We start from the raw sequence: 24,921 nt of genomic DNA on the forward strand, positions 1-24,921 counted from the left end.
ATTAAATTCCCTACATTAGGCTCAACTATGAATTATAGCTCAGCATGGCGCGGTACAGCTCCTCGCCTAACAACCGTACTGGCGATGTTAACTTTAAGCACACTAAGTAATGTAGCACTTGCTGCACCAATAAATAAAAGCGATATTAAGTTTATTGGCCCACTTGGCGCTGATATGCAGTTAAAGCCATACCAAACTGAACATCAAGATGCGATTATTAACAGCCTTTTACCTAGCATTCAACAACCAACAACAAGCATCACGGTATTTGGCGAAAAATTAAAATGGCAAAACTTAGATAAAGTAAATGCGTTAACTCTTGGCGGCTTACAAGCACTAAAATTTTCCACGCATGCAGAGCGTTTTAGCCAAGGCACTCTCACTCTCAAAGGGATCGAAGAAGCCCAGCTGTTTATCAATGGTGAGAAACAAACTGCCAAAAAACAAAGTTATGAATTGGCATTACCACAAGGCGATCACCAAATAGTGATTATTGCTGAACAAGTTGCAAACTGGCACGATGTTGAGGTTGATTTCAGTCCGAATACTGACATTGATACGCTAACCTTTAGCACTACAGAACAACATGGTTTATCTGCCAAGCAATTGTTTGATGCGACCACGGTCAGCGCACTGTCAATATCCCCTGATGGCAAGCATTATTTAGTAGCTAAACGTCACTATCAAGACAGCACCGGCAACCAAGCGAATGTTATTACTGAATTAAAAAATGACGACCAACAAACCATTTACCGCTTTGAATCAGGCCAGCCAAGCAACATTATTTGGAGCCCTGATAACAATTATTTAGTGTATTTATTAGATGGCAAATTAACTCAACTAAACCGCAAAACCCTAAACCTTAAGGTGATAGCTAACAATCTAGAGGGTGCAAGCAGTTTTGCTTATTACGATAACAACAGCTTAATCTTTAGCTGGTCAAAGTCACCAACAGCAGATAGCAGCCTTACTAAGCATTATCGAGGCCTGCAAGATCGTTGGTCATATGCTCGCACTACTTCACAAGCTTATTTATTAGATATTAACACCGGCCTGAGTAAACCATTAAGCCAAGGACCACTTAGCCACAGCATTGAAGATTTTAATAATAAACGCGGCACTGTATTACTCAGTCGCGGTACTGAAGCCATGCAAGCTGCAACACACCCAACTACAGAATTAATTGAGTTGAACATTGCCAACGCAAACAGCACTGTCCTCGGTCAGTTTGCTACGTTTAATCAAGCAAAATACAGCGGCGATGATATTTATGTCACGGCAGGCCCTGACTTTAAAGAGGGCTTAGGCAGAAACTTGCCTGAGAATATGCTAGCAAATAACTACGACGGGCAGCTTTACCTATTAACCGACAATGGCAAAAATGCAGCACCTTTAAGCCGTGAGTTTGATCCCGCCATTGGCCAACTTGAAGTGTTACCTAATGGTGATGCTATTGTTAAAGTGACCGAGCAAGATACCATTGCATTGTATTTATACGACAAAAGCAAACAGCACTTTAGCAAACTGAATACTGGGTTTGATGTGGTTGAACAATTTAGTTATTCAACTACTCGCAGCCCAGCTATTTTAGTGAGTGGCTCTAATGCATCATCGCCACAACAATTAAAACAGCTAACTATTAGCAAAAACAAAGCAACCACACTTTGGGATTCACAACCGCAAGAATACGCCAATACCAATATAGCTAGCTTAGAAGAGTTTAACTTTACCAATACCGCAGGCACTGAAATTAAAGGCCGTGTTTATTTTCCAAGCAACCTTGATAAAAACAAACAGTACCCTGCGCTAGTTTATTACTATGGTGGTACTTCACCCGTTACACGCGGCTTTACTGGACGGTATCCGTTTAACTTATGGGCCGAGCATGGCTATGTGGTGTATGTAGTGCAACCGACTGGCGCAACAGGTTTTGGCCAGCAGTTTTCGGCAAAACACGTCAATGCATGGGGACAATACACTGCCGACGATATAATGCAAGGCACGCAAGCACTCCTAAAACAGTACCCATTTATTGATAAGCAACGCTTAGGCAACTTAGGTGCCTCTTACGGTGGCTTTATGACCATGCTACTGACCACCAAAACAGATATGTTTAGTGCCTCAATTGCCCATGCGGGTATTTCTAATATCACCTCATACTGGGGGCAAGGTTGGTGGGGCTATTTATATTCAGGCGAAGCATCTAAAAACAGCTACCCGTGGAATAACAGCAAATTATACAGCCAACATAGCCCTGTATTTCACGCTGACAAAGTCACAACCCCACTACTGCTATTACATGGTGATGCTGACACCAATGTGCCTGTAGGTGAAAGTCATAATATGTATACCGCGCTTAAACTACTTGGCAAAGATGTTGAGCTGATTGAATACAAAGGAGCTGATCATCAAATATTCGCCCGAGATCAACGCTTTAATTGGTGGGACACGATGCTGGCATACTTTGATAAACACTTAAAAGAGCAGCCGCAGTGGTGGCAGTATTTATACCCTGAAAAATAGTTTAACAGCAAGCAATAGGCAAACCCGCTCGGTTTGCCTATTGTTAATTATCAAATAATCGTCTAAATAGTGTATAAATACTAAAAATCATCCTTCTCACCATTTACGAATGAGTGATAACATAGCGGCATCATTAAAGGTAATTAAGATACTATGACTATTCATGTTTTATTAGTTGAAGATGACGAGCTATTAGTTAAACGTATAATCAATCATTTTACAGGGACTGAGTTTCGCATTGAAAATGATGCTACTGGCGCTGATGCCTTAGCCATAGTGCAATCGCGTGCAAATAACCCTGATGCTATCTCATTAGCGGTTGTGGACATAGTGCTACCTAAACGTGATGGTCTTCATTTAGCAAAAGAGCTCAATACGCTTACCGATATCGGTGTGATCATGCTTTCAAGCCGTGATTCTCAAGCCGACCGTATTGCAGGCCTTGCCCAAGGCGCTGATGATTACATTTGCAAACCGGTTGATTTATTAGAGCTAGAACTGCGTATGCGAGCGCTTTATAAGCGCTTAAAAAGCAATAATAACCACGATGAAAGTGAAGAGTTTATTGAATACGCTGACTTTAAACTACATCCTGATAACCGTACGCTAATTACAGCCGCTGGGGTTGAGTCTCGTTTGACCGAAGCAGAACATAAAGTGCTAATTTGCTTGATCAGTAACGCGGGTAAAGCAACCTCTCGTGAAAAAATATCAGAAGAAATTGGCCAGCCTGATTGGAGCCCGAACGATCGCACCGTTGATGTGCTGATTGGTCGCCTGCGTAAAAAACTTAATGATGAAAAAGACCAAAAACGCATTGTTACCGTTCGTGGTAAAGGCTATATGCTATCCATCTAGTATTGACTCAATTGCGCTAGTAACCGCTCAAATGCGCGATAATTCAACGCCTCTTTTAATTCGCTCAGGGTAATATGTGTTTGCCCTTTTAAATCGCTTATCGTGCGCGCAACTTTAATGACTCGATGATAAGAGCGTGGTGACAGGGCTAACTTCTCACTGGCTTTGGCTAAAAACTGTAATTCGGCGGGTGCCAGCGCACAATGCACACTCATTTCTTTATTATTAAGCCGTGCATTCACTTTACCTTGCCGATTTAGTTGTAAATTATATGCCGCCTCAACACGCGCTTTTACTTGCGCACTAATTTCTTCAGCGTCGGTACTTTGCAGCTGTGTGCTGTTTAACCGTGGTAGCTCTATTTGCAGATCAATGCGGTCAATAAAGGGCCCAGATACCCGTGATAAATAACGCATTACTTGATCTGGCGTTGCGCGTTTATCATTGTGGCAGCCAGTGGGGCTGGGATTGAGTGCCGCTATGAGTTGGAATTGAGCTGGGAACTCCATTTGCCGCGCCGCTCTTGAGATAGTGACGGTGCCGGTTTCCATTGGTTCGCGCAATGAATCAAGCACTTTGCGCTCAAACTCCGGTAATTCATCAAGAAACAGAACACCATTGTGCGCCAAGGAAATTTCCCCTGGTTTTGGATTTGAAGAGCCGCCAACTAATGCCACAGCAGAGCAAGTGTGATGAGGATTACGAAAGGGGCGTTTGCGCCAATTAGTTAAATCAACACTTTGCCCTATAATCGAATACAACGCCGCGGTAGCCAGCGCTTCATCATCAGACATGCCAGGCATTATGGTTGGCATACGTTGCGCCAACATCGACTTACCAGTTCCTGGAGGTCCTAAAAATAATAAATTATGGCCACCAGCGGCAGCGATCTCTAGCACTCTTTTGGCACCTGCTTGGCCTTTTACATCACTTAAATCAATTAAAAATTCAACACCGCTATGCTGCTGTTCAGGGTAGCTAATATTAAGCGGTAACGGCTGTTGATTTAGTAAATCACTCCACACATCTTGAATAGAAGAGATAGCTTTACGCTCAACACCATTCACCAAGCTTGCTAAACTATCATTGACTAATGGTAAAAAGCAGCAACGCCCTTGTGCTTTAGCAGCCAACACCGAAGGAAGTATCGCATTCACGCCACGTACTTCGCCGTTAAGAGCCAATTCGCCGTAAAATTCATACTTTTCAATATCTGTGCAAACGATTTGCCCTGATGCCACTAAAATACCAATCGCAATTGCAAGATCAAAACGCCCGCCATCTTTAGGCAAATCGGCAGGCGCTAAATTTACAGTTATACGTTGATCAGGAAAGCCAAATTTAGAGTTTTCTAATGCACTGCGAACCCTATCTTTGGCTTCTTTCACAGACGCTTCAGGCAAGCCAACAATATGAAATGCCGGTAAACCATTGCCTAAATGTACTTCAACGATCACTTCAGGTGCTTGAATACCCACTTGGGCACGCGAATAAATCCGAGCTAATGACATCCTTTGTCCCTGTAACGTTATATTCTTTACAGTTTAGTCAGGATATTTAAAAACGTGTAGTGTTAGTTGCCATTTCATTGCTGCAAGGCGCAATAATAAAGTAGTTAACATTGCTAAAATCATCGCCATTTCTGTTGCCACGTTAAAGGCAATACCTTGGGTGTAGACGATACCACCAGCAATACAGGTAATAGCATACAACTCACCTTTTAACAGCATGGGAATATTACCCGCAAGTACATCGCGAGTAACGCCACCAAAACAGCCAGTGACAACTCCCATAATAATAGCGGTTGTTGCCGGCATACCTGCAAGCAGTGCTTTTTGTGCGCCCATTACAGCAAAAAATGCTAAACCAAACGCATCAGCAACCTGTAAATGGTAGAGCGGAATTGATTTTTGTTTGTTAATCAAACGAGCGGTAACAAATACAGAAGCGAAAATAGCAATAAAGTAACTCTGGTCATGCAACCAAAACACAGGTACATCCAAAATTAAATCTCGGATTGTTCCCCCACCTATCGCAGTGACAGTTGCCAATACAACGACACCAAAACCGTCCATTTTTTTATCATAGGCAATTAAAGTACCTGACATTGCAAATACTGCGATGCCGATTAGATCAAACCAATGGTAAAGTTCTGTCATATTTGTAACTAAAAGTTGAGAGTATTAACTTTGTATCATAAACCTCAAGATAGCCAAAGCCGCCATTAGTATCTTTGCTCAGAATGACTGCTAAAGAGTCTGCTTTTATATCAGCACCGATTGCTAATAGTGCTATACCTAGCTCCTCGTATCATTAACTGTGCCATTATCGCAACTTAACAGCGAAATAAAAAATAAGAATAGTCGAAACTAAAAATTAACATACGTAATTAGTAAAATGTACCGATAGAATTAAATAATCTATTTAATTTAGCAATTGATTCGTTTGTCGCAACTGCCAATACCGGGCAATTAAGGTTACCCCTCTTAGCAACATAAAGCAGCTCATCGCTAACCATAAACCGTGATTTTGCCAACTACTAAACACCCAAAACACCCCAAAAAAGCCAACTAAAGCTGAAAACACCATAGTATTACGCATATCTTTCGCACGTGTTAAGCCAACAAAAATACCATCAAACAAAAAGCAACTCATTGCTGCAAGGGGCATAAAAATCAACCACGGCAGATAGCGATTTGCTGCACTAACCACTTGTGGTACATCCGTTAATAAAGTAATTATCTGCGAACCTAGTAAAGCAAAAAACACGCAGTAAGCTAGCGCAAAAAGCGCTCCCCAGAATACACTTATTTTTACCCACAAGTGGATACGTCGAACACTGCCCTGGCCTTTCGCTTGCCCCACTTTTGCTTCGCTGGCATAGGCAATACCATCTAAAGCAAAACTCACTAACATTAAAAAATTCAACAAGACTGCATTAACTGCCAAAGTAATATCGCCGATCCGTGCGCCATAAAAGGTCATAAAGCTAAAACACAGTTGCAATATTAAAGAGCGAATAAAAATATCACGATTAAGACTTAACAAGGCCCACATTTTTTGTGCACTGAACCACCCCCCCACAAGCAGTGGAACAGCCATATTTTTAGCTAATTTAAGCACTAAAAATAACGCAAAGATAAAAGCAATATAATCAGCAATAACTGATGCCCATGCGGCACCAGCCACTTGCCAATCTAAAAACACCACAAAATAAATATCTAAAGCAATATTGGTAAGGTTGGTGACAAGTAATAAATAAAAAGGCCCTTTGCCGTAATGAACCCCTAGCATCCAGGCTAATAACACCAAATTACAAAGTGCCGCTGGGGCACTAAAAATACGAATTTCAAAATAGCGATAGGCTTGTGCAAGTACCTCGCTACTCGAACCCGAAAGATACGCCATGACATGTTTGATCAAAGGCGATAAAGCAATTAAAGTAAAGGCTACGAGTAGCGCTAAAACTAAACTGCGTTTTAATAACCCGGCTAATTGATGATAATCTTTTTTACCATAAGCTTGGGCAACTAACCCTGTAGTGCTCATGCGTAAAAAGCCCGCAAGCCAAAATAATAGCGAAATCACGGTGGCACCTAAGGCTATGCCAGCTAGGAAATGAGCGCTGCCGAGATGGCCAATTACAGCGGTATCAACTAATCCTAACAGTGGCACAGTTATATTTGATAATATCATTGGACCAGCTAACAACAGCAAGCTTTTATGGTGTGCTTTATGACGACTAAGAAACTTTTTCACAGTGTATTATCAATCCTATTTTGGCTATCTTTACCTGCTCACAGTGCAGTTATTTTACAGTACCATCATGTCAGTGAAACCCTACCGGCCGTCACAAGTGTTAGTGCTAAAACCTTCACTGAACACCTTAACTATTTAAAAGAACATGATTTTAACGTCATCGCATTAAATGATTTGCTTACAAGCTTGCAGCAAGGGCAAAGTTTACCAGATAAAACGGTGGCGATTACCTTTGATGATGGGTACAACAATAATTATGAACAAGCCGCACCGATTTTAGAGAAATTTAATTATCCTTACACCATTTTTGTTAATCCAAAATTGATTGATGAAGGTAAAGGCTATGTAATGGGTTGGGACAAACTTAGAGAACTTGCCAAAAAAGGCGCACTGATCAGCAATCACAGTGCGCAACATGATTATCTTCACCGTAAATTAGCCAATGAAACCACCAGCGAATGGCAAGCACGTATTAAGCAAGATATTTTGTCATCACAACAGCGAATTAAAGAAGAAGTTGGTCATGACTATAAATACTTAGCGTATCCCTATGGTGAATTTAGCAATCAATTACAAAGTTTAGTAAAAGAGCTGGGGTTTATCGGGATTGGCCAGCATTCTGGGGCCGTTAACAAGGATTCTGACTTTAGCCGTTTGCCGCGCTTCCCAGCTTCTGGTTTTTATAGCAAGCTTGATACGTTAATGACTAAACTTAACTCGCGCGCGTTTTCGATCCAAAAGCTTACTTATATCGATAGCGTGACCAGCCAGAACCCACCTCAGATCAGCATTAAATTTAATATGGGTGGCTTTCATAAAAGTCAGCTAGCGTGCTATGTATCGGGCATTGGTCAGGCAAAACTAGACTGGTCAGCAACTGATACCGTGACTATAAACTCACCTAAGCCATTAGCTCAAGGCCGCTCTCGATTTAACTGCACAGCGCCATCAATCAATCACAAGGGCAGCTATTATTGGTTTTCACAACCGTGGGTTATTGTTGATTAATACTTAACAGCTTGACTCAATAACTGCTGAGCAATCTTATCTAGAGAGACAACATCTATTGCCGCACCAAGTTCAATTGCGGCTTTAGGCATTCCCCATACCACTGACGATAACTCATCTTGCGCTACGGTATACGCTGCATGCTGTTTTAATGCTAGTAATCCCTTAGCGCCATCACTGCCCATACCCGTTAGTAGGGCAGCAATAGTGTTTTTAGGGCATACTTCAACCAGCGAATTAAATAATACATCAACGGCTGGACGATGACGGTTGACCGGCTCACTCTGATCAAGTTGGCAGTATAAACTGCCGCCTTGTTGTATCACCCTTAAATGCTGATCTCCAGGTGCAATATACGCCCACCCCGTTGCTAGCTTATCGCCATGCTCAGCTTCTTTAACATTGATAGTACAGGTGCGATCCATTCGTTGTGCAAATGAGCTACTAAACACTGGTGGGATATGCTGAGTGATCACAATTGGCGGGCAATTTTCTGGCATTCGTATTAATACTTCTTTGATTGCTTCTGTACCACCCGTGGACGCGCCAATAGCCAGAACTTTATTGTGGCTAAACTTGGCACCCTGCAATGTTTCCAGCGGCTTAACCTCACTGGGCTTAAAGGAACGAACCCGAGCAGTTGCGGCAGTACGCACCTTTTGTTGCACAACTTTTGCGTACTGAGTAAATTGCTCAGAGACATTAACGCTCGGCTTGGCAATAAAATCAACCGCCCCTAGCTCTAATGCTTCCAAAGTAATAGGCGAGCCTTTTTGGGTCAACGTTGAGATCATCACCACTGGCATGGGCCGCAGGCGCATTAAATTTTTCAAAAAGCTAATGCCATCCATTTTTGGCATTTCAATATCTAAGGTCAGCACATCAGGGTTAAGCTGCTTAATCATCTCCCGTGCTTGATAAGGGTCTTCTGCACTTCCTACTACTTCAATATCATCTGCTTGATGCAAAATTTCCGTTAATACTCGCCGTATTAATGGCGAGTCATCAATCACTAGCACCTTGATCATAGTTAGCCCCTTAAAATAACTCGATATCGGTTTTTGAATCTTGTTTTTCGATATCATGTAAGTAATTGATTTCGCGTTTTTCGATCGCTTCGCTGTGCATCTCACGTAGTTTCTTAACCTGTACCTTGCCTGTTTGCGGATTAAAGTTAACCTTGCGAGGCCAAGGACCGCCCACATCATGAGATACCAAATTTAACCCCTCCTCTTGCACATAAGAATGGGCAAAGCGGATATTACCAAGACCAATATCGGTCATCGAGCGAATAATCTTGCCACCGCCAAATAATTTTATTTTTAAGTTTTGCCTCGAAGCACCGTTTTTAAGCACCTCATTAATTAAAAACTCCATTGCCCAATTACCATAGCGACAATTTAAACTATGCGCGCTGGTAGGCTCTGTACCTCTTTCAATAGGAAGCATAAAATGATTCATGCCGCCAATCCCCAGTTTGTCATCATAAATACAAGCTGCGATACACGAACCAAGTACAGTGGAAATTACTTCATCATGTTTTGATACATAGAATTCACCGGGTAAGACTTTAGCTACAACTCGCTGTTGCCCTGAATCCCAAAACCGTTTGATATGCTCAAAGCCATGCAGTACAGGCTTAAAATTACATTCCATAGCTCACCTTAAGGTACATAGTTTTACCTAAGTTTTTAAACTCACTATGTTCCTTGCCTATCGTTTCAGAGTGACCTAATAATAAATACCCTTGTTCGGACAAAATATTGTAGTAACGAGTAAACAGCTGATCTTTCGTTTCTTTATCAAAGTAGATCACCACATTACGACAAAAAATCACGTCAAAAGGCCCTTTCATTGGCCAATCTTGCAATAAATTCAATCGTTTAAAGTGGATCCCTTGCTGTAACTCAGGTTTAACTTTGAACTGCGCGCCATCTTTACTTTTTAAAAACCAACGTTGTAATTGCCTTGGCTCAAGCCCGTTAACATTCGCAGCCGTATAAGTGCCCGACTGCGCCTTCGCTAATACATTTGAATCTAAATCGGTTGCAAGAATTTTCACATCCCAATCAGCAGGGAATAAACCATGCAAAGTCATAGCAACAGAGTAAGGTTCTTCACCTGTTGAGCAACCAGCAGACCATATTCGCACTCGGCGGGTACTTTTATTGGATACTAACAACTTAGGAACAATATGTGATTTCAAGTACTCAAAGTGATGTGGTTCTCGAAAGAAAGAAGTCAAATTGGTGGTTAGTGCATTAATAAAATCGCTAAACTCTTGCTCTTTGTGATTGTCTAAATAAGTTAAATACTGCTTAAACGTTGTAAGCTCCAGTACTCGGATGCGACGAGCAAGGCGTGAATACACCATTTCGCGTTTATGTTCACCCAAAACAATACCGCACGACTGATAAACGATAGCTGCTATTTGTTTAAAATCACTGTCCGTTAATAAAAACTCTTTCATTACAAATACTCATAAGAGGCACGTTAGGGATTCGCTTGGACATTAAAACAATTGCAAACTAAAGGCTCTCATGTTGCATAACATAGAGCCTTTACTTGCGTGATTGTTAACTCAGCCTTAAAACTCCTCCCATTCATCTGCTGAATCAGCAAAGTTGTTGCCTCGTGCTTTGCTACGAATGTTAGTACTACGCGCTGGTGCAGTAGTCGCTTTAGCTGGCGTTATCGTTGTTAACTCTTCTTGCTGATTTATAGTGAAAAAGTTAAGTAAGCGACGCATATCATTTGCTTGCTCTGCCATCGACTCGCCTGCCGCAGATGCTTCCTCTACTAATGCTGCGTTTTGTTGAGTCATTTCATCCATTTGCGATATCGCTTTATTTACTTGCTCAATTCCAGAGCTTTGCTCTTCTGATGCTTGTGCAATGTCCGAAATCATTTCAGTTACTTTTTGTACCGCAATCACTATTTCTTTCAAAGTTGCACCCGATTCATTCACTAACAATGTGCCGTCTTCAACTTTACCAACACTATCCCGGATCAACTCTTTAATTTCTTTCGCAGCCCCTGCAGAGCGCTGTGCTAAATTACGCACTTCACCCGCCACCACAGCAAACCCTCGACCTTGCTCACCAGCTCTGGCCGCTTCAACAGCCGCATTGAGCGCAAGTAAATTAGTTTGGAAAGCAATTTCATCAATCACACTAATAATGTCTGCAATTTTCTTACTCGACTCATTGATTGCTGACATGCTGGTCACAGCACGGTTAACAACTTCACCACCTAACTGCGCTTTACTTTGTGTTTCTTCTGCAAGCTGATTCGCCACTTTTGCATTATCGGCATTTTGTCTGACCGTACTGGTCATCTGCTCCATACTTGATGCGGTTTCTTCTAACGATGAGGCTTGCTCTTCAGTACGCTGACTCAAATCAGCATTACCTTGCGATATTTCTTCAGCTCCACTGGCTACTAAAGTAGCGGAGGTATTAATGCGGTTGATCACTTCCGTCAATTTATCTGCGGTTGCATTCGCATCCTGTTTTAATTTATTAAATGAGCCTTGGTAATCTTTTTCAATACGAATCGATAGATCACCATTTGCTAATGCATCTAGCATAGTTGCCGTATCAGACACCGCGGCATCTACAATTGAAACAAGACTATTTAATCACATTACCGTTCGCATCCAACACCGGGTTATAGGTTGCTTGTATCCACACGTTGCGGCCATTTTTATCAACACGCTTGAATTCATCAGAGATAAATTCACCAGCACGTAAACGTTGCCAGAATGCTTGGTATTCGGTACTTTTCGATTCATCATCAGCAACAAAAATTGCATGATGTTGACCTTGAACTTCTTCAAGCCGATACCCCATAACCGTTAAAAAATTATCATTAGCAGTTAAAATGACGCCGCTTGGCTCAAACTCAATGACTGCGAGCGACTTATTTAAGGCCTCAACCACCAAATCGTTGTCCGATTTTGAATTTTTAGAATTGCTAAACCACCCCATGCCCTTCACCTTTTTGTTTATTTACATTTGCTCATTTAGTGAAGACACTAAATATCCATTGTTTTTTTCAGATCAAGTAACGCGACCATTTTCTCACCAACGTTAACCAACCCCGCCACAAATTCAGAGTTCTCTGAATCTGTAAAATTGGGCACTGTTTTCGCATCGTGTTCTGCGATGCTGTAAACATCCGACACAGCATCAACGACCACGCCCATAATTTTACTGTTTTGCTCAAAATAGACCTTCACCACAATCACCACAGTCAGTGGCCCATAATCAATCGCCGATAAGCCGAAACGTAACCTTAAATCTAAAATTGGCACTATCGTGCCACGTAGATTAATGACCCCTTTGAGATAATCAGGGGCATTGGGAATTTCAGTGATTTCTTCCCAGCTACGAATTTCTTGAACCGTTAAAATATCAACGCCATATTCTTCATCAGCCATAAAAAAGGTTAAAAACTGCTTAACTCCTTGCGCCTGTTCTAGCATTATTTTGCTATCTACTTCACTATGCGCAGAGATCATGACGCCTCCAAATTTGCTTTCGATTCAATAATTAGCTCCTGGCTACCTGGTTTTCTAAGCCCTGATAATTTAATTAAGCCACTAATATCGACAATCAAGGATACTCGCCCATCCCCTAAAATAGTCGCACCGGAAACACCATCTACTTTTTGGTAATTTGCTTCTAAACTTTTGATCACCACTTGTTGTTGCGATAGTAAATCATCAACTAATAAACCTATTTTTTGATTGTCGCTTTCGACCACCACCAACAACGTTTTATCGAGCGTTTCTATTGCCCCTTGATGATTAAAAATAGTGTATAAACGTAAGATCGGGATATATTCATCTCGTAGCCTAAGCACATCTAAGTCTTTGCCTACTCGACTCACCTTACTGATATCAATCTGCAAGGACTCAACAATGGAAATGAGTGGAATAATATAGGTGTGCTTCGCAACTCGAACTAACTGACCATCTAAAATAGCCAATGTTAGAGGTAGTCTTATGGTAAATGTAGAGCCAACACCGGCGGCAGATGACACCTCAACAGAACCATTAAGTGATTGGATATTACGTCTAACTACATCCATCCCCACACCGCGCCCTGAAATATCGCTCACCTCATCTGCGGTTGAAAAACCAGGCATAAATATCAACTCATTAATTTCATCAGCATCGAGTTCGTCTGCTTCAGTTACTAACCCATTAGCAATGGCTTTTTTCTTTATTTTTTCGGTATTCAGACCTTGCCCGTCATCCATGATTTCGATAACAATATTGCCACCTTGATGAAACGCATTAAGGGTTACCTTACCAACTGGATCTTTACCAGCAGCAATGCGCTGCTCAACGGTCTCTAAACCATGATCTAGAGAGTTTCGCACTAAGTGCACCATAGGATCTGAGATTTTTTCCATCACAGTTTTATCAAGTTCGGTCTGCTCTCCGAGCAGTTTTAACTCAACTTGTTTATTCAACTTTTGCGATATATCTCTTACCAAACGCGGGAATCGGCTAAATACGAAGCTAATCGGTAACATGCGAATACGCATTACACTTTCTTGTAAGTCTCGGGTATTGTGTGCTAATTGCGCTAAACCTTCTTGCAAAGAAGCAATAGTCGTTTCGGTTATCTCTTGTTCGCCAATTTGGCTCAACATGGCTTGAGTTATCACCAGCTCACCCACCATATTGATTAATGAATCAACCTTATCGATACCCACCCTAATTGAAGTTGATTCCGCTGCGGCAGGTGTCGTTACTTTGGCTGTAGCTGCTTTTTTACTCGGATTAACCGCGACAACTTCTGCAACCTCAGCAACTTCAGGGCTTGATTCGATATTTTCTACAGCGGGTTCCTCTATCGTAGCCTGCTGTTGTTCTGCAAATAAGCCTCCACAGAGCGTGATACTGATATCTGCATCATCTTCAACCCACTCAAAAATTTCTCGAATTGCGCTTTCGTCTTTTACTGTATTTAAAAAGAATCGCCATGATAAAAAGCAATCATCGGCACTTAAGTCCGTAATATCAGGGAGCTCATTATGAAAAGCCAGCGTCTCTAAATCGCCCAGTTCAGCAAGCTCGCTGATCATATACAAGGGCTCGTTACCGGTTTTAAATAAGTGGTGATGGGGCTTAAAGTCAATTTGATAGGTATTAAATTCAGGTTGCGCTGGTTGCTCTTCTGCCGCAACTTTATTGGCACCGCTTTGGTTTACCCCTAAAATTTCTTCAAATTTAATTCTCAGAGCAATCGCGTCTTCTAAATTAGGATCTTGCTCTGCTTGCAGGGCACTGAGTAAAGCTCGTAAGCAATCAACAGCTTTAAGTAATAAGTTAACATGCTCTGCCGTAAGTTCTCGTTTACCCTCGCGTATTTGATCTAACAGGGTTTCTAGCACATGGGTAAAGTCAGATACAGAATTAAAACCAAATGTTCCACTGCCTCCTTTGATTGAGTGTGCGGCACGAAAAATAGTATTAATTGTTTCTAAATCTTCTTCGCCGGGAACTAAGTTTAATAACTCAGCTTCCATAGCATCCAAGCCTTCAAAGCTTTCTTCAAAGAACACTTCAAAAAACTGACTTAAATCTATACTCATACCCCGACTCCCAAATTAGCGAATTACTTTTTTTAATACCGCTAATAACTGCTCAGGATTAAAAGGTTTAACTATCCAGCCCGTAGCTCCTGCCGCCTTGCCTTCTACTTTTTTGTCCATTCCTGATTCGGTAGTTAACATTAGCAATGGGGTAAATTTATAGTTGGGTAAGGTTCTCAGCTCTCGGATCAAAGTAATGCCATCCATTACTGGCATATTGACGTCGGATATAACAGCATCAAAACCTTGCTGTTTAGCTATATTAAGTGCTTCACTGCCATCTTTAGCTTCAGTAACATCAAAGCCCGCTTTTTTAAGTGTAAACCCCACCATTTGACGCATCGACGCAGAATCATCTACGGCTAAAATTCTTTTCATACGAACCCCTTATTCTGCATTCTCAAGTATTAAATATTCACTTAGACCTAAGCGATTAATGGCATTTTTTAAAGGCTCACTTTGCCCAACCCAAATAATTTTATGCTGTACACATAACAAATGTTTCTGCAAAGCGCACAATAGTTGAATTGAAGCGGTGTCTGCGCGTGCAACCTCACTTATATCTAGGCACACATCATCATTGCTATGTAATTCTTGTAATAAATCTTGGTGTAAATTTTCAACTTGGGTGATTGCTAATTCAGCGGGAAGCTTCAACATATTCTTAGCACTTTCCATGTTTAACCAATTCATAACAAAAGCTTAGACTGAGTTAGTAAAAATGCCATAAATGCGTTGAAAAAAGAGCAAATTTATTTATAGAGGATAAAAGAAAAGCAAAAAAAGGGGGCTAACGCCCCGCTATATTCTTCGAAAATACATGTTCTGGCTGAGTTATTGGTAATAATCGGCGATCTGCTTAAATTCTGTGATTAATAATTTAGCATTAATTAATGGCACACTGCCTTGTTTAAATTCAGGTTTAAATATCGCTCTTACCGCCCCTTGTGGATCAACCATTGCAATTGAAGCACTGTGGTCAACGGCATATTCAGGCTCATCACTGTTGCTAATGGCGTAAATGAGTCCCAGCTCTCGAACCAGTGGGAATAAGTCTTTATGCTCTCCCGAAACGGCTAAGAAATCAGGGTTAAAATAATCAATATAGGCTTTGCGTTTAGCTGTGGTATCGCGCTTGGGATCAACCGCTAAAAACCAGATTTGCAGGGGGTAATCAGCGTGTAATGCGTTATAAACACTCTTTAGTTTAGCTAATGTCAGCGGGCAGATATCAGGGCAACTGGTATACCCTAAAAACACTAAATTCCACTGTCCGAGTAATGTTTGCTTCGTCACTGGCTGAGCATTTTGGTCCTGCAAAGAAAAGTCACTTAACGGCCGCGCTTGTTCGTATACTAAAGCCTCCACTTCAGGCATAGCGCTATCGCTGCATGCCGTTAATAACAGTAACCCCAGCGCCAACCACACTGGTCGACACTTAACTGCTAAGTTATTCATATCAGAAACCATTTATCGATAAATAAGGCGACAAAGAGTAACATTAAATGGACAATCGAAAAACGAAATAAGTCCATTGCAGTCTCGTCATTTCCTGCCAATTTTAGTTTAACTGCTTTATACGTAAACATACTATTTAGCAAAGTAGCAGCTATCAAATAGATAATTCCCGACATGCCAATCAAATAAGGCAGCACGCACACTAAGGTAAGCAATACTGAATAGGCAACTACACAGGTTTTACAAAAGTCGATACCATGAGTAACAGGTAACATAGGTATTTTGGCCCGCTCATAATCACTTTTGCGGGCAATCGCCAATGCCCAAAAATGCGGTGGGGTCCAAGTAAATATAATCATCACCAATAACCAAGGCGCGGCCGCCATTTGCCCGGTTTCAGACACCCAACCTAATAAGGGCGGCATTGCACCAGCAAGCCCACCAATCACAATATTTTGCGGTGTTGCGCGCTTTAAAAACGACGTATAAATAAACGCATAACCGACTAAAGCAAATAGGGTTAATATGGCAGTTAAAGTATTAGCCCAGATCATCAGCATTAGAAACCCACTCACTCCAATGACTGCGGCAAAACTTAATGCATGCAATTTTGATAACCGACCTTTAGCCACTGGGCGATGGCGAGTTCGTGCCATTTTGCTATCTATTTCACTGTCGACTACATGATTGATCACAGCCGCTGCCGCAGACAATAAACCAATCCCCAATAAACTAATAAATTGTACGCCAATACCGCGGCCAACATCGGGCGCCAGTGCTAAGCCGACCCAGGCAGTTAACACTAACATGGCCACTACTTTGAACTTACTAATCGCTAAATAATCATTTATTAAGCCGCTAATTTGGCGAGGTGCTAACTTTGTTATTGCTATTAATTGTGTCATAACTGCCCCTAAATACGTGCTTTTAAGTAAAAACATAAACGAACTACCGTTAATAATAGTATGGCAGCCATTAAGTTATGCGCCAGTGCTATGCCTAGTGGAAAATGCCAATGCACAACCGCCAAGCCTAAACAAATTTGGCACAGTAGTGCGACCAATACTGCAACGCAGCACTGTTTAATTTTTCGTGAAATTGCACGGCTATAAATGCGCCACATGATCAGTGCTAACACCACACAAGTAACTAACGCCCAAATACGATGCAGTAAATGAATCGACATTCTGGCTTGTTGCGATAACACTCCATATTCATACGTGCTGTGCTCTAACGGCAATTGAAACACGCTGCTCAGTGAAAACTGCTGACCGTAGCTACACAGTGGTAATCCATTGCAATGTGGTGCAGCGTAATTAGCAGCAAGCCAGCCACCGAGCGCAATTTGCATAACCAATACAGCTAAAGCCACTAAGCTAAGTTTGAAATAACGCCGTGCAGGTGTATCACCACCATAAATGGGTTTAGCCGTCAGCCGCAGATACAGTAATGTAATCAATGATAAAATACTGAACCCACCTAGTAAGTGGCCCATTACGATTAATGGCTGCAAGTTCATAGTGACCGTCCACATCCCTAGCGCAGCTTGAAAAATAACTAAGGCAAGTAACAAAAACGGTAATTTAACGGGCATGACTGGATGCTGACGCTTTATAAAAGCAAAAATAAATAGCGCCAAAATAAGTAAGCCGAGTGTGCCGGCAAAGTAGCGATGGATCATTTCTTTCCACGCTTTGGCGGTTTCAAACATCATATCTGGATAGCTTTGCTCTACATGAGCTAAATCAGCCGCATGTTTTGGTACGGTTAAAAAGCCATAACAACCGGGCCAATCAGGACAGCCTAAACCGGCATCACTTAAGCGCGTATAGGCGCCTAAGCCAACAACCAAAATGGATAACAGAAAAGTGGCTAACACTAAGTGCTTATAATTTTTATACATAGTTAACACTCCTTTGCTCAGCTAGAACGCGAATAATTAAGTAATTTTTTTAAATCTTGAAGCAGGCCTTTTTGCGTTAATCGATTTTGTTGAGGCTCCTCATGATAGGGGTATTGCAATACCACTAAGCCCATATGATCGATTAAATATAAGCTGGCTGGTGTAAGCTCATCAATACTCGCTAGCTGCGGCCAAGCAGACGTTGTTTGCCCAGCTGCACCTAAGATAACCATATCAACCTTGCCTTGGTTTTTACCCAAAGCAACATATAAGTTATCAAGTGCAAGCAACTGCTGAGCACATGCTTGCTGACATTGCTCAGGATGGTTTAAAGCAATAGTCCATTGTTTATGTTCTGTATTTTTCCAGTCTTTAACTTTTACTTCTGTTGTTAAAAACTCACCATTATTGGTCGCTGCAGAGGGTATCCAATCTAACTTTAATGCTAAATAAGCCAGCATTAAAGGCACTAAACAGCAACCGATAAAAATTACCATAGGTTTATTTTTCATTTTAATTCCTTCTTTTACTGGCAAAAATAGCCACCACAACACATGCCAAAGCAATTAATAACCATTGCACAGCATAGCCATAATGTTTTTGTGGACTCATCACCACAGCTTGGTAATGCGGTATCCCGAGTTCATCACCAGCACCTTGACGATAGCCAATAAAATCAACCATTGCCTGCTTTGCTTGTTGAGTGAATAACTGTAAGTCGATGGTTTGCACCCGTTTGGGCCAACGGTCATTCTCAGGCTGATTTTTTGCGGTGTTATCTAAAGTGAAACCACTGAGCTTACCCTGCTTGAGTTGCACATTAATTGTGATGGGGTTATTTGGTAACGCGATCGCGGGTAACTGCTCGCGTGAAGTCGGAGCTTTAACCCAACCCAAATTAGTTAATAGAGGGGTTTTGCTGGTTGTGGGTTTAAACAGCGTTAACACATCATAACCAACCTGCCCTTGATAAACTTGATTATCTAATAACCAATAGTGATTACTGTCTATCGTGCCGGTCAAAGTTGCCTGAATGCCGGTTTTATTCCAATCACTAGGCAGTGCCTGCACTTGCGGCCATTGCATTACACCTTGCGCTTGCACGCTGGCGATATGGGCAAGTTGCTGTGTTTTAGCTTCTGCTCGTTGCAGTTGCCAATAACCTAAACGTAAACACACCAATACCACAACAATCACCACGCAAACGATGAAAATTGAGCTAAGCTTTTGTTTACGCCATAAAATTAACTGCATAAAGGTGAACCCAGTGATTATAAAAATTATTATTGTACTGTTGTTATTATTTATACTTTTTAACTTGTTTAGAGCATTATTTATTATGGTTTCAGGTCGAGATAATGGGCGGCCAATGTCACACTATTTAGGCCGCCGCGTGTTGTTTTCTGTAGTGGTGCTCGTTGTTGTTATTGCGGCGCTGAAGTTAGGATACATCCCCCCTAATGCCAACCCTACAACACATATACAAACACAAACAAACATAGCCACACCACATCAACAAAGTGCCAGTACCAAGCAGCTGCTTGAAAAGCAAAGTGTTTATCTGGGCTAAAGTGACCTTTTAAAATGCGGATAAGCATGACTAGTAGTAAAATGGTCCCTAAAGTTACATGCATACCGTGAAAGCCAGTTAATAAGAAGAACGTATTGCCATATACTCCGGCATCTAGGGTCAGCCCCAAATCTTGGTAGGCATGCATATACTCTAAAACTTGCAGCCCTAAAAAAACCACGCCTAGTGCTATTGTCAGTGCCATAAATACTTTTAATGGCCCACGCTTATTATTCTCCATCGCGACATGAGCAAAATGTAAAGTCACCGATGAGGCAAGTAGGATTAATGTGTTTATTAATGGTAAACCTTGCCAACCCATGGCTTGCGTAGTGCCCCCGCCTGGAGTTGTGACTAACGGCCACATTGCTTCAAAGGTTGGCCATAAAATTTCGTTGGTCATGGCGTTATTACCCGCGCCACCAAGCCAAGGTACAGAAATCATTCGCGCATAAAACAAGGCGCCAAAAAAGGCCATAAAAAACATCACTTCAGAGAAAATAAACCAGCTCATGCCTTGGCGGAACGAGCGATCCATTTGTGCTGAATATAACCCTTGGTCAGACTCTTCAATGACATTTTTAAACCAACGAAATAGCATATATATCAGTACGCCAATTCCAGCATACAACAAATAATGACCCGCACCACCGCCACTACGTGCTTGCATAACTGTAAGGCCTGCGCCTACAGCAATAAAAAACATTGCAAACGCGCCAACTATTGGCCATGGGCTTTGTGCCGGCACGTAGTATTTTTCGTATTTTTGATTCATCTCACTTGCTCCTAATTACTAGCCACTAACTGACTACTAATATCAAACACGGTATAAGATAAAGTCAGCTCTTCTACATCGTCTGGTAATTCTGTATCGACGTAAAAAAGTAATTTGAACTCTACCTCTTCACCGGCTTTCAATGGCTGTTGATCAAAACAAAAACAGGCCATTTTATGTAAATATTTGGCTGCTTTGCCCGGCGACACTGAAGGTACCGCCTGCATAACTTTATCTTCATTGCTGAGGTTTTTTGCTTTAAACAGTACCTCGCGCATTGCTCCGGGTTGCACTGAAACACTGTATTCAGCTGATTGCACCGCAAACGGTGCACCACTTTGTGCATGGGTAGTAAAACTCACATCCACCTCGCGTGTTTCATTAATGCTGGTGCTTTGCTTTGCTTGCTCTAAGGATGGTTTACCATTAAGTCCTGTTACATCACAAAAGACGTCATAGAGCGGCACCAAGGCAAAGGCAAAAGCAAACATGCCTAGGCATATCAACACTAAGCGCTTAAGCAGTGGTGCGTGACTCATTACTTGATCTCCGGCGGTGTTTCAAAGGTATGATATGGCGCTGGCGAATCCACTTCCCACTCCAGCCCCTCGGCGCCATCCCACACCTTCGCTGGCACTTTATCGCCACCTCTTGCGCACTTAAATACCACTACCACAAATAACAATTGCGATAAGCCAAAGGCAAACCCACCAAGACTAATAATGGCGTTAAAGTCAGCAAATTGCAGCGCATAATCAGGGATACGACGTGGCATACCGGCAAGTCCTACAAAGTGCATCGGGAAGAACAAGACGTTCACACTCACCAAAGATAGCCAGAAATGCCATTTCGCTAAGGTGATATTAAACATATTACCCGTCCATTTCGGCAGCCAATAATAGGCACCTGCCATGATTGAAAATACCGCGCCTGTGACTAATACATAATGAAAATGCGCCACCACAAAGTAGGTATCATGATACTGAAAATCAGCAGGGGTGATCGCCAACATCAAGCCGGAAAAACCGCCTAAGGTAAATAACACGATAAAGGCAATACTGAATAACATTGGTACTTCAAAACTAATTGACCCGCGCCACATAGTGGCTACCCAGTTAAATACTTTCACTCCCGTTGGCACCGATATAAGCATAGTTGCGTACATAAAAAACAACTCAGCAGCTACCGGCATACCCGTAGTAAACATGTGATGCGCCCAAACAATAAAGCTTAGTAAGGCAATCGAGGAGGTGGCGTATACCATGGAGGCATAACCAAATAATTTCTTACGAGAGAAAGTCGGCACTATGGTTGAGATAATACCGAAAGCTGGCAAAATCATAATATACACTTCAGGATGACCAAAGAACCAAAAGATATGTTGGAACATCACTGGATCGCCACCACCAGCGGCATCAAAAAAGCTAGTAGCAAAGTATTTATCAGTGAGTACCATAGTCACCGCACCTGCGAGCACTGGCATAACCGCAATTAATAAGAATGCGGTAATTAGCCAAGTCCAGACAAATAGCGGCAGTTTCATCCACGTCATACCTGGTGCGCGCATATTCACTATGGTCACAATGACATTAATTGCCCCCATAATTGAGCTGATACCCATAATGTGCACGGCAAACACAAATAACGCAGTGTTATCATTACTGTAAGTGGTAGAAAGCGGAGCATAGAATGTCCAGCCAAATGCAGGTCCGCCACCGGGCATAAACAATGACGCTAATAGAATTAAAAACGCAAACGGTAAAATCCAAAAACTCCAATTGTTCATTCGTGGTAATGCCATGTCTGGTGCACCAATCATCAAGGGCACCATCCAGTTTGCCAGTCCTGTAAAGGCCGGCATAACCGCACCAAACACCATGATCAAACCATGGACTGTGGTCATTTGGTTAAAAAAGTGCGGATCGACTAACTGCAGTCCCGGCTGGAACAATTCAGCGCGGATCACCATTGCCATCGCACCGCCAATTAAAAACATGGTGAGCGAAAAAATTAAATATAAACTACCTATGTCTTTGTGGTTGGTTGTATATAACCAGCGCTTAAATCCTTTTGCTGGGTGATGATGCCCATCATCATGATGTGCAGCTGTATTATCATGTTGCTGTGTTACGCTACTCATTATTTAGCCTCCGATGTTGCATCAAGCTCAGCTTGGATCTGACTCGGTTGAATAACATCACCGGTATCGTTACCCCACGCGTTTCGTTTGTAAGTAATAACCGCTGCTAACTGCTTAATTGATAACTGCTTAGCAAACGCTTGCATCGCAGTACCTGGACGACCATGTAGCACAACATCAATATGATCTTTAATATCACCAAGCACCACAGGATTACCTTTAAGCGCAGGAAACACACCTGGTAAGCCCATCCCTGTAGGTTGATGACATGCTGCACAACTGGCCATATATACTTGCTCGCCAAGTGTCATTAACTCTTCTTTCGGTAATGTTTGATCGAGTAAAGCGGCATCCGCAGCGGCTGCTTTTTGCTTCGCTTGTTTAGCATCGGCTAACCAATCAGCAAAATCTTGTTCAGATTTAGCTTCCACCACCACAGGCATAAAGCCGTGATCTTTGCCGCATAACTCAGCGCATTGCCCACGATAAATGCCTTCTTCATTTATTTTCGTCCATGTTTCATTGATGAAGCCTGGATTGGCATCTTTTTTAACTGCAAAATCAGGTACCCACCAAGAGTGGATCACATCATCTGAGGTCATTAAAAAGCGTACTTTTTTATTGATCGGTAAGACTAAAGGTTTGTCTACTTCAAGTAGGTAAGTACTTGTTTTATCCGCTTGATTAGTTATTTGTTCTTGCGGAGTCGATAAAATAGAGTAAAAAGCAACATCTTCGCCCATATACTCATAGTGCCATTTCCATTGTGACCCGGTAATTTTAATAGTCAGATCAGCCTTACTTGCATCTTCCATCGCAATCAACGTTTTAGTCGCAGGCACAGCCATTGCGATGAGAATAACAAATGGAATAGCAGTCCAAAGTATTTCAACTTTAGTGCTTTCGTGGAATTGAGCTGGAATAGCCCCTTTTGATTTGCGGTGACGAAGTAACGCCCAAAACATAGCGGCAAATACAATCACCCCGATCACACAACAAATAATGAATATAGTCATGTGTAATTGATAAACATTATTACTTATATCTGTTACGCCTTCGCGCATATTAAATCGGCTATTAGCCAACAAATGCTGCGGAAGCATAAGTAATATAAGCCACAAGGTAGTGCTCAGTTTACCCATGTGACGGCTCCTTTTGATGCTATTGCAAGATGCAAAGCGAAAAGGCGGCACTGCTTTTTTCACGCCAATTCGTTATTTTTTATTGTAACTGGTCATTAACTCAGTCTCAGAAAAGTGTTTTTGCGCAAAAAATCGCAACTTTTAAAGACAGTTGTTAACACAGTGTATTAACCAATTAGTTAAAAAACGAACAATTAGCAAGTTTTAGGAGTAATTTATTTCTCTTTTGGTGCATAAATAATAACTAAAAATCAGCGCGTTATTTTGTTATCAAGGATAGCTACAGTAGGGCAAAAGTAACGTAAAAGTAGAGTTTACGAGGGCTTGAGAGGCATAGCTAAGTATGAAATTTAGCCATTAAAGGGGTAAAAAAAATCAAAGCACCAAACTTCACCAGTTTGGTGCAAAATAGGTTTACATCCAGTCTGCGTTGCGGATCACCCCAACCGCCAACCCTTCAATATTGAAAGACTCATGCTCAAGATCGACTTCAATAGGTGCAAATTCATCATTTTCAGCATGTAAAAAAACTTTTTTACCTGCTTTTTCAAGGCGCTTTACTGTTACATCATCATCAACACGGGCAACAACCACTTGGCCATTTTCAGCAACTTGCGTGCTGTGTACTGCCAGTAAATCACCATCCATAATGCCAATATCTTTCATACTCATGCCTTGCACTCGTAATAAAAAGTCGGCTGCGGGTTTAAATAATAAGGGGTCAACTTGGCAATGGCTCTCAACATGCTGCTCTGCCAAAATTGGCTCTCCAGCAGCAACCCGACCAATTAGCGGTAAACCAAGTTGCTCAGGCTCTTCTTCTTCAACCAATTGGATACCACGGCTAGCGCCAGGCTTCATTTTAATTACGCCTTTTTTAGCTAATGCTTTTAAATGTTCTTCCGCTGCATTAGCACTTTTAAAACCTAACGTTTGCGCAATCTCAGCACGGGTTGGCGGCATACCGGTATCTTTAATAAAAACTTTTATAAGTTCGAGAATTTGAGCTTGGCGATTCGTTAATGGGCGCATACAACTGGTTTTCCATACAGTACATTTAACTGTGAGTATATACAGTTATCTGAAAATCGCAAATATAAATACTGAAAAGTGAACCAGAATTATTAAGTCCATTTTTTCTTGTAATCACTCTGTGGCTAACACTTACAAAATTAA

Annotated in this window: 24 protein-coding genes and 1 pseudogene; 4 read left to right on the top strand and 21 right to left on the bottom strand. The window is 41.7% G+C overall.

Annotated elements, in window-relative coordinates:
- Positions 1–27 precede the first annotated feature (27 nt).
- Both NDQ71_RS11070 and NDQ71_RS11075 read left to right on the top strand, forming a co-directional pair.
- The gene (locus tag NDQ71_RS11070) at positions 28–2,523 is read left to right on the top strand and encodes a prolyl oligopeptidase family serine peptidase (protein WP_301561633.1); all 2,496 of its coding nucleotides are present in this window, start codon (positions 28–30) and stop codon (positions 2,521–2,523) included.
- A 153-nt stretch (positions 2,524–2,676) separates the two neighbouring features.
- Entirely contained in the window at positions 2,677–3,381 is a 705-nt protein-coding gene (locus NDQ71_RS11075; protein WP_064667742.1) for a response regulator transcription factor, read from the top strand.
- Here NDQ71_RS11075 and NDQ71_RS11080 read toward each other — a convergent pair.
- The 3 genes from NDQ71_RS11080 to dinF form a co-directional block, all read right to left on the bottom strand.
- Positions 3,378–4,892, bottom strand: coding sequence for a YifB family Mg chelatase-like AAA ATPase (locus NDQ71_RS11080; RefSeq protein WP_301561634.1), 1,515 nt, complete (start codon positions 4,890–4,892; stop codon positions 3,378–3,380). The two genes, NDQ71_RS11075 and NDQ71_RS11080, sit on opposite strands and share 4 nt — an antisense overlap.
- Before the next feature lie 33 nt (positions 4,893–4,925).
- Entirely contained in the window at positions 4,926–5,540 is a 615-nt protein-coding gene (locus tag NDQ71_RS11085; protein WP_064667740.1) for a trimeric intracellular cation channel family protein, read from the bottom strand.
- A gap of 265 nt (positions 5,541–5,805) precedes the next feature.
- The gene (gene dinF, locus NDQ71_RS11090; RefSeq protein ID WP_084448230.1) at positions 5,806–7,140 is read right to left on the bottom strand and encodes an MATE family efflux transporter DinF; all 1,335 of its coding nucleotides are present in this window, start codon (positions 7,138–7,140) and stop codon (positions 5,806–5,808) included.
- Between dinF and NDQ71_RS11095 the strand changes: the two genes are divergently transcribed.
- Complete coding sequence (locus NDQ71_RS11095) at positions 7,117–8,148, top strand: polysaccharide deacetylase family protein (RefSeq protein ID WP_301561635.1); 1,032 nt, start codon at positions 7,117–7,119, stop codon at positions 8,146–8,148. The two genes, dinF and NDQ71_RS11095, sit on opposite strands and share 24 nt — an antisense overlap.
- On the opposite strand, the gene NDQ71_RS11100 is transcribed toward NDQ71_RS11095, so the two are convergent.
- From NDQ71_RS11100 to NDQ71_RS11160, 13 genes and pseudogenes are all read right to left on the bottom strand, one after another.
- On the bottom strand, positions 8,145–9,176 hold the full coding sequence (locus NDQ71_RS11100; RefSeq protein ID WP_064667736.1) for a chemotaxis response regulator protein-glutamate methylesterase: 1,032 nt from the start codon (positions 9,174–9,176) through the stop codon (positions 8,145–8,147). The two genes, NDQ71_RS11095 and NDQ71_RS11100, sit on opposite strands and share 4 nt — an antisense overlap.
- A 10-nt stretch (positions 9,177–9,186) precedes the next feature.
- A complete protein-coding gene (gene cheD, locus NDQ71_RS11105; RefSeq protein ID WP_064667735.1) occupies positions 9,187–9,804 on the bottom strand; it encodes a chemoreceptor glutamine deamidase CheD in 618 nt (205 codons plus the stop codon).
- Positions 9,794–10,618, bottom strand: coding sequence for a protein-glutamate O-methyltransferase CheR (locus NDQ71_RS11110; RefSeq protein ID WP_301561636.1), 825 nt, complete (start codon positions 10,616–10,618; stop codon positions 9,794–9,796). The genes cheD and NDQ71_RS11110 overlap by 11 nt, the downstream gene beginning before the upstream one ends.
- 117 nt (positions 10,619–10,735) lie before the next feature.
- Positions 10,736–12,137, bottom strand: a pseudogene (locus NDQ71_RS11115) (methyl-accepting chemotaxis protein).
- Positions 12,138–12,184: 47 nt separating this feature from the next.
- A complete protein-coding gene (locus NDQ71_RS11120) occupies positions 12,185–12,670 on the bottom strand; it encodes a chemotaxis protein CheW (protein ID WP_064667732.1) in 486 nt (161 codons plus the stop codon).
- A complete protein-coding gene (locus NDQ71_RS11125; protein ID WP_301561637.1) occupies positions 12,667–14,757 on the bottom strand; it encodes a chemotaxis protein CheA in 2,091 nt (696 codons plus the stop codon). Before NDQ71_RS11125 ends, NDQ71_RS11120 begins: the two co-directional genes overlap by 4 nt.
- A gap of 15 nt (positions 14,758–14,772) precedes the next feature.
- On the bottom strand, positions 14,773–15,135 hold the full coding sequence (locus NDQ71_RS11130) for a response regulator (RefSeq protein ID WP_064667730.1): 363 nt from the start codon (positions 15,133–15,135) through the stop codon (positions 14,773–14,775).
- Positions 15,136–15,144: 9 nt separating this feature from the next.
- The gene (locus NDQ71_RS11135; RefSeq protein WP_064667800.1) at positions 15,145–15,417 is read right to left on the bottom strand and encodes a lipid asymmetry maintenance protein MlaB; all 273 of its coding nucleotides are present in this window, start codon (positions 15,415–15,417) and stop codon (positions 15,145–15,147) included.
- A gap of 174 nt (positions 15,418–15,591) precedes the next feature.
- Complete coding sequence (locus NDQ71_RS11140) at positions 15,592–16,215, bottom strand: SCO family protein (protein ID WP_064667729.1); 624 nt, start codon at positions 16,213–16,215, stop codon at positions 15,592–15,594.
- Positions 16,212–17,120 (bottom strand): heme o synthase, encoded by a 909-nt coding sequence (cyoE, locus tag NDQ71_RS11145; RefSeq protein ID WP_064667799.1) that lies wholly within the window; start codon positions 17,118–17,120, stop codon positions 16,212–16,214. Before cyoE ends, NDQ71_RS11140 begins: the two co-directional genes overlap by 4 nt.
- 8 nt (positions 17,121–17,128) lie before the next feature.
- Positions 17,129–18,118, bottom strand: coding sequence for a heme A synthase (locus NDQ71_RS11150; protein WP_192540615.1), 990 nt, complete (start codon positions 18,116–18,118; stop codon positions 17,129–17,131).
- Between the two features lie 17 nt (positions 18,119–18,135).
- Complete coding sequence (locus tag NDQ71_RS11155; RefSeq protein WP_064667727.1) at positions 18,136–18,630, bottom strand: hypothetical protein; 495 nt, start codon at positions 18,628–18,630, stop codon at positions 18,136–18,138.
- Position 18,631: 1 nt separating this feature from the next.
- On the bottom strand, positions 18,632–19,372 hold the full coding sequence (locus tag NDQ71_RS11160; RefSeq protein ID WP_192540614.1) for an SURF1 family protein: 741 nt from the start codon (positions 19,370–19,372) through the stop codon (positions 18,632–18,634).
- Between NDQ71_RS11160 and NDQ71_RS24410 the strand changes: the two genes are divergently transcribed.
- Positions 19,326–19,688, top strand: coding sequence for a DUF2909 family protein (locus NDQ71_RS24410; protein ID WP_318782624.1), 363 nt, complete (start codon positions 19,326–19,328; stop codon positions 19,686–19,688). The genes NDQ71_RS11160 and NDQ71_RS24410 overlap by 47 nt on opposite strands.
- Here the strand turns inward: NDQ71_RS24410 and NDQ71_RS11170 are convergent.
- The 5 genes from NDQ71_RS11170 to lexA form a co-directional block, all read right to left on the bottom strand.
- Complete coding sequence (locus NDQ71_RS11170; RefSeq protein WP_192540612.1) at positions 19,588–20,463, bottom strand: cytochrome c oxidase subunit 3; 876 nt, start codon at positions 20,461–20,463, stop codon at positions 19,588–19,590. The genes NDQ71_RS24410 and NDQ71_RS11170 overlap by 101 nt on opposite strands.
- Before the next feature lie 11 nt (positions 20,464–20,474).
- Positions 20,475–21,002, bottom strand: coding sequence for a cytochrome c oxidase assembly protein (locus NDQ71_RS11175; RefSeq protein ID WP_064667724.1), 528 nt, complete (start codon positions 21,000–21,002; stop codon positions 20,475–20,477).
- Positions 21,002–22,603, bottom strand: coding sequence for a cytochrome c oxidase subunit I (gene ctaD / locus NDQ71_RS11180; RefSeq protein ID WP_064667723.1), 1,602 nt, complete (start codon positions 22,601–22,603; stop codon positions 21,002–21,004). Before ctaD ends, NDQ71_RS11175 begins: the two co-directional genes overlap by 1 nt.
- On the bottom strand, positions 22,603–23,745 hold the full coding sequence (gene coxB, locus NDQ71_RS11185; RefSeq protein WP_064667722.1) for a cytochrome c oxidase subunit II: 1,143 nt from the start codon (positions 23,743–23,745) through the stop codon (positions 22,603–22,605). The genes ctaD and coxB overlap by 1 nt, the downstream gene beginning before the upstream one ends.
- 414 nt (positions 23,746–24,159) lie before the next feature.
- Positions 24,160–24,777, bottom strand: coding sequence for a transcriptional repressor LexA (lexA, locus tag NDQ71_RS11190; protein WP_064667721.1), 618 nt, complete (start codon positions 24,775–24,777; stop codon positions 24,160–24,162).
- Positions 24,778–24,921: the final 144 nt, after the last annotated feature.

It is taken from the genome of Pseudoalteromonas sp. KG3 (assembly GCF_030436385.1).
Classification (GTDB): domain Bacteria; phylum Pseudomonadota; class Gammaproteobacteria; order Enterobacterales; family Alteromonadaceae; genus Pseudoalteromonas; species Pseudoalteromonas prydzensis.

What these genes read in the sequence shown, in the direction of transcription:
- NDQ71_RS11080 (WP_301561634.1), bottom strand. Translation starts at nt 4,892, where the DNA reads ATGTCATTAGCTCGGATTTATTCGCGTGCCCAAGTGGGTATTCAAGCA.
- NDQ71_RS11070 (WP_301561633.1), top strand. Translation starts at nt 28, where the DNA reads ATGAATTATAGCTCAGCATGGCGCGGTACAGCTCCTCGCCTAACAACC.
- NDQ71_RS11160 (WP_192540614.1), bottom strand. Translation starts at nt 19,372, where the DNA reads ATGCAGTTAATTTTATGGCGTAAACAAAAGCTTAGCTCAATTTTCATC.
- lexA (WP_064667721.1), bottom strand. Translation starts at nt 24,777, where the DNA reads ATGCGCCCATTAACGAATCGCCAAGCTCAAATTCTCGAACTTATAAAA.
- NDQ71_RS11140 (WP_064667729.1), bottom strand. Translation starts at nt 16,215, where the DNA reads ATGAATAACTTAGCAGTTAAGTGTCGACCAGTGTGGTTGGCGCTGGGG.
- NDQ71_RS11135 (WP_064667800.1), bottom strand. Translation starts at nt 15,417, where the DNA reads ATGTTGAAGCTTCCCGCTGAATTAGCAATCACCCAAGTTGAAAATTTA.
- NDQ71_RS11170 (WP_192540612.1), bottom strand. Translation starts at nt 20,463, where the DNA reads ATGAATCAAAAATACGAAAAATACTACGTGCCGGCACAAAGCCCATGG.
- NDQ71_RS11120 (WP_064667732.1), bottom strand. Translation starts at nt 12,670, where the DNA reads ATGATCTCTGCGCATAGTGAAGTAGATAGCAAAATAATGCTAGAACAG.
- NDQ71_RS11075 (WP_064667742.1), top strand. Translation starts at nt 2,677, where the DNA reads ATGACTATTCATGTTTTATTAGTTGAAGATGACGAGCTATTAGTTAAA.
- NDQ71_RS11110 (WP_301561636.1), bottom strand. Translation starts at nt 10,618, where the DNA reads ATGAAAGAGTTTTTATTAACGGACAGTGATTTTAAACAAATAGCAGCT.
- NDQ71_RS11130 (WP_064667730.1), bottom strand. Translation starts at nt 15,135, where the DNA reads ATGAAAAGAATTTTAGCCGTAGATGATTCTGCGTCGATGCGTCAAATG.
- NDQ71_RS11125 (WP_301561637.1), bottom strand. Translation starts at nt 14,757, where the DNA reads ATGAGTATAGATTTAAGTCAGTTTTTTGAAGTGTTCTTTGAAGAAAGC.
- NDQ71_RS24410 (WP_318782624.1), top strand. Translation starts at nt 19,326, where the DNA reads ATGAAAATTGAGCTAAGCTTTTGTTTACGCCATAAAATTAACTGCATA.
- cheD (WP_064667735.1), bottom strand. Translation starts at nt 9,804, where the DNA reads ATGGAATGTAATTTTAAGCCTGTACTGCATGGCTTTGAGCATATCAAA.
- NDQ71_RS11085 (WP_064667740.1), bottom strand. Translation starts at nt 5,540, where the DNA reads ATGACAGAACTTTACCATTGGTTTGATCTAATCGGCATCGCAGTATTT.
- ctaD (WP_064667723.1), bottom strand. Translation starts at nt 22,603, where the DNA reads ATGAGTAGCGTAACACAGCAACATGATAATACAGCTGCACATCATGAT.
- NDQ71_RS11095 (WP_301561635.1), top strand. Translation starts at nt 7,117, where the DNA reads ATGACGACTAAGAAACTTTTTCACAGTGTATTATCAATCCTATTTTGG.
- coxB (WP_064667722.1), bottom strand. Translation starts at nt 23,745, where the DNA reads ATGGGTAAACTGAGCACTACCTTGTGGCTTATATTACTTATGCTTCCG.
- NDQ71_RS11155 (WP_064667727.1), bottom strand. Translation starts at nt 18,630, where the DNA reads ATGAAAAATAAACCTATGGTAATTTTTATCGGTTGCTGTTTAGTGCCT.
- NDQ71_RS11150 (WP_192540615.1), bottom strand. Translation starts at nt 18,118, where the DNA reads ATGTATAAAAATTATAAGCACTTAGTGTTAGCCACTTTTCTGTTATCC.
- cyoE (WP_064667799.1), bottom strand. Translation starts at nt 17,120, where the DNA reads ATGACACAATTAATAGCAATAACAAAGTTAGCACCTCGCCAAATTAGC.
- NDQ71_RS11175 (WP_064667724.1), bottom strand. Translation starts at nt 21,002, where the DNA reads ATGAGTCACGCACCACTGCTTAAGCGCTTAGTGTTGATATGCCTAGGC.
- NDQ71_RS11100 (WP_064667736.1), bottom strand. Translation starts at nt 9,176, where the DNA reads ATGATCAAGGTGCTAGTGATTGATGACTCGCCATTAATACGGCGAGTA.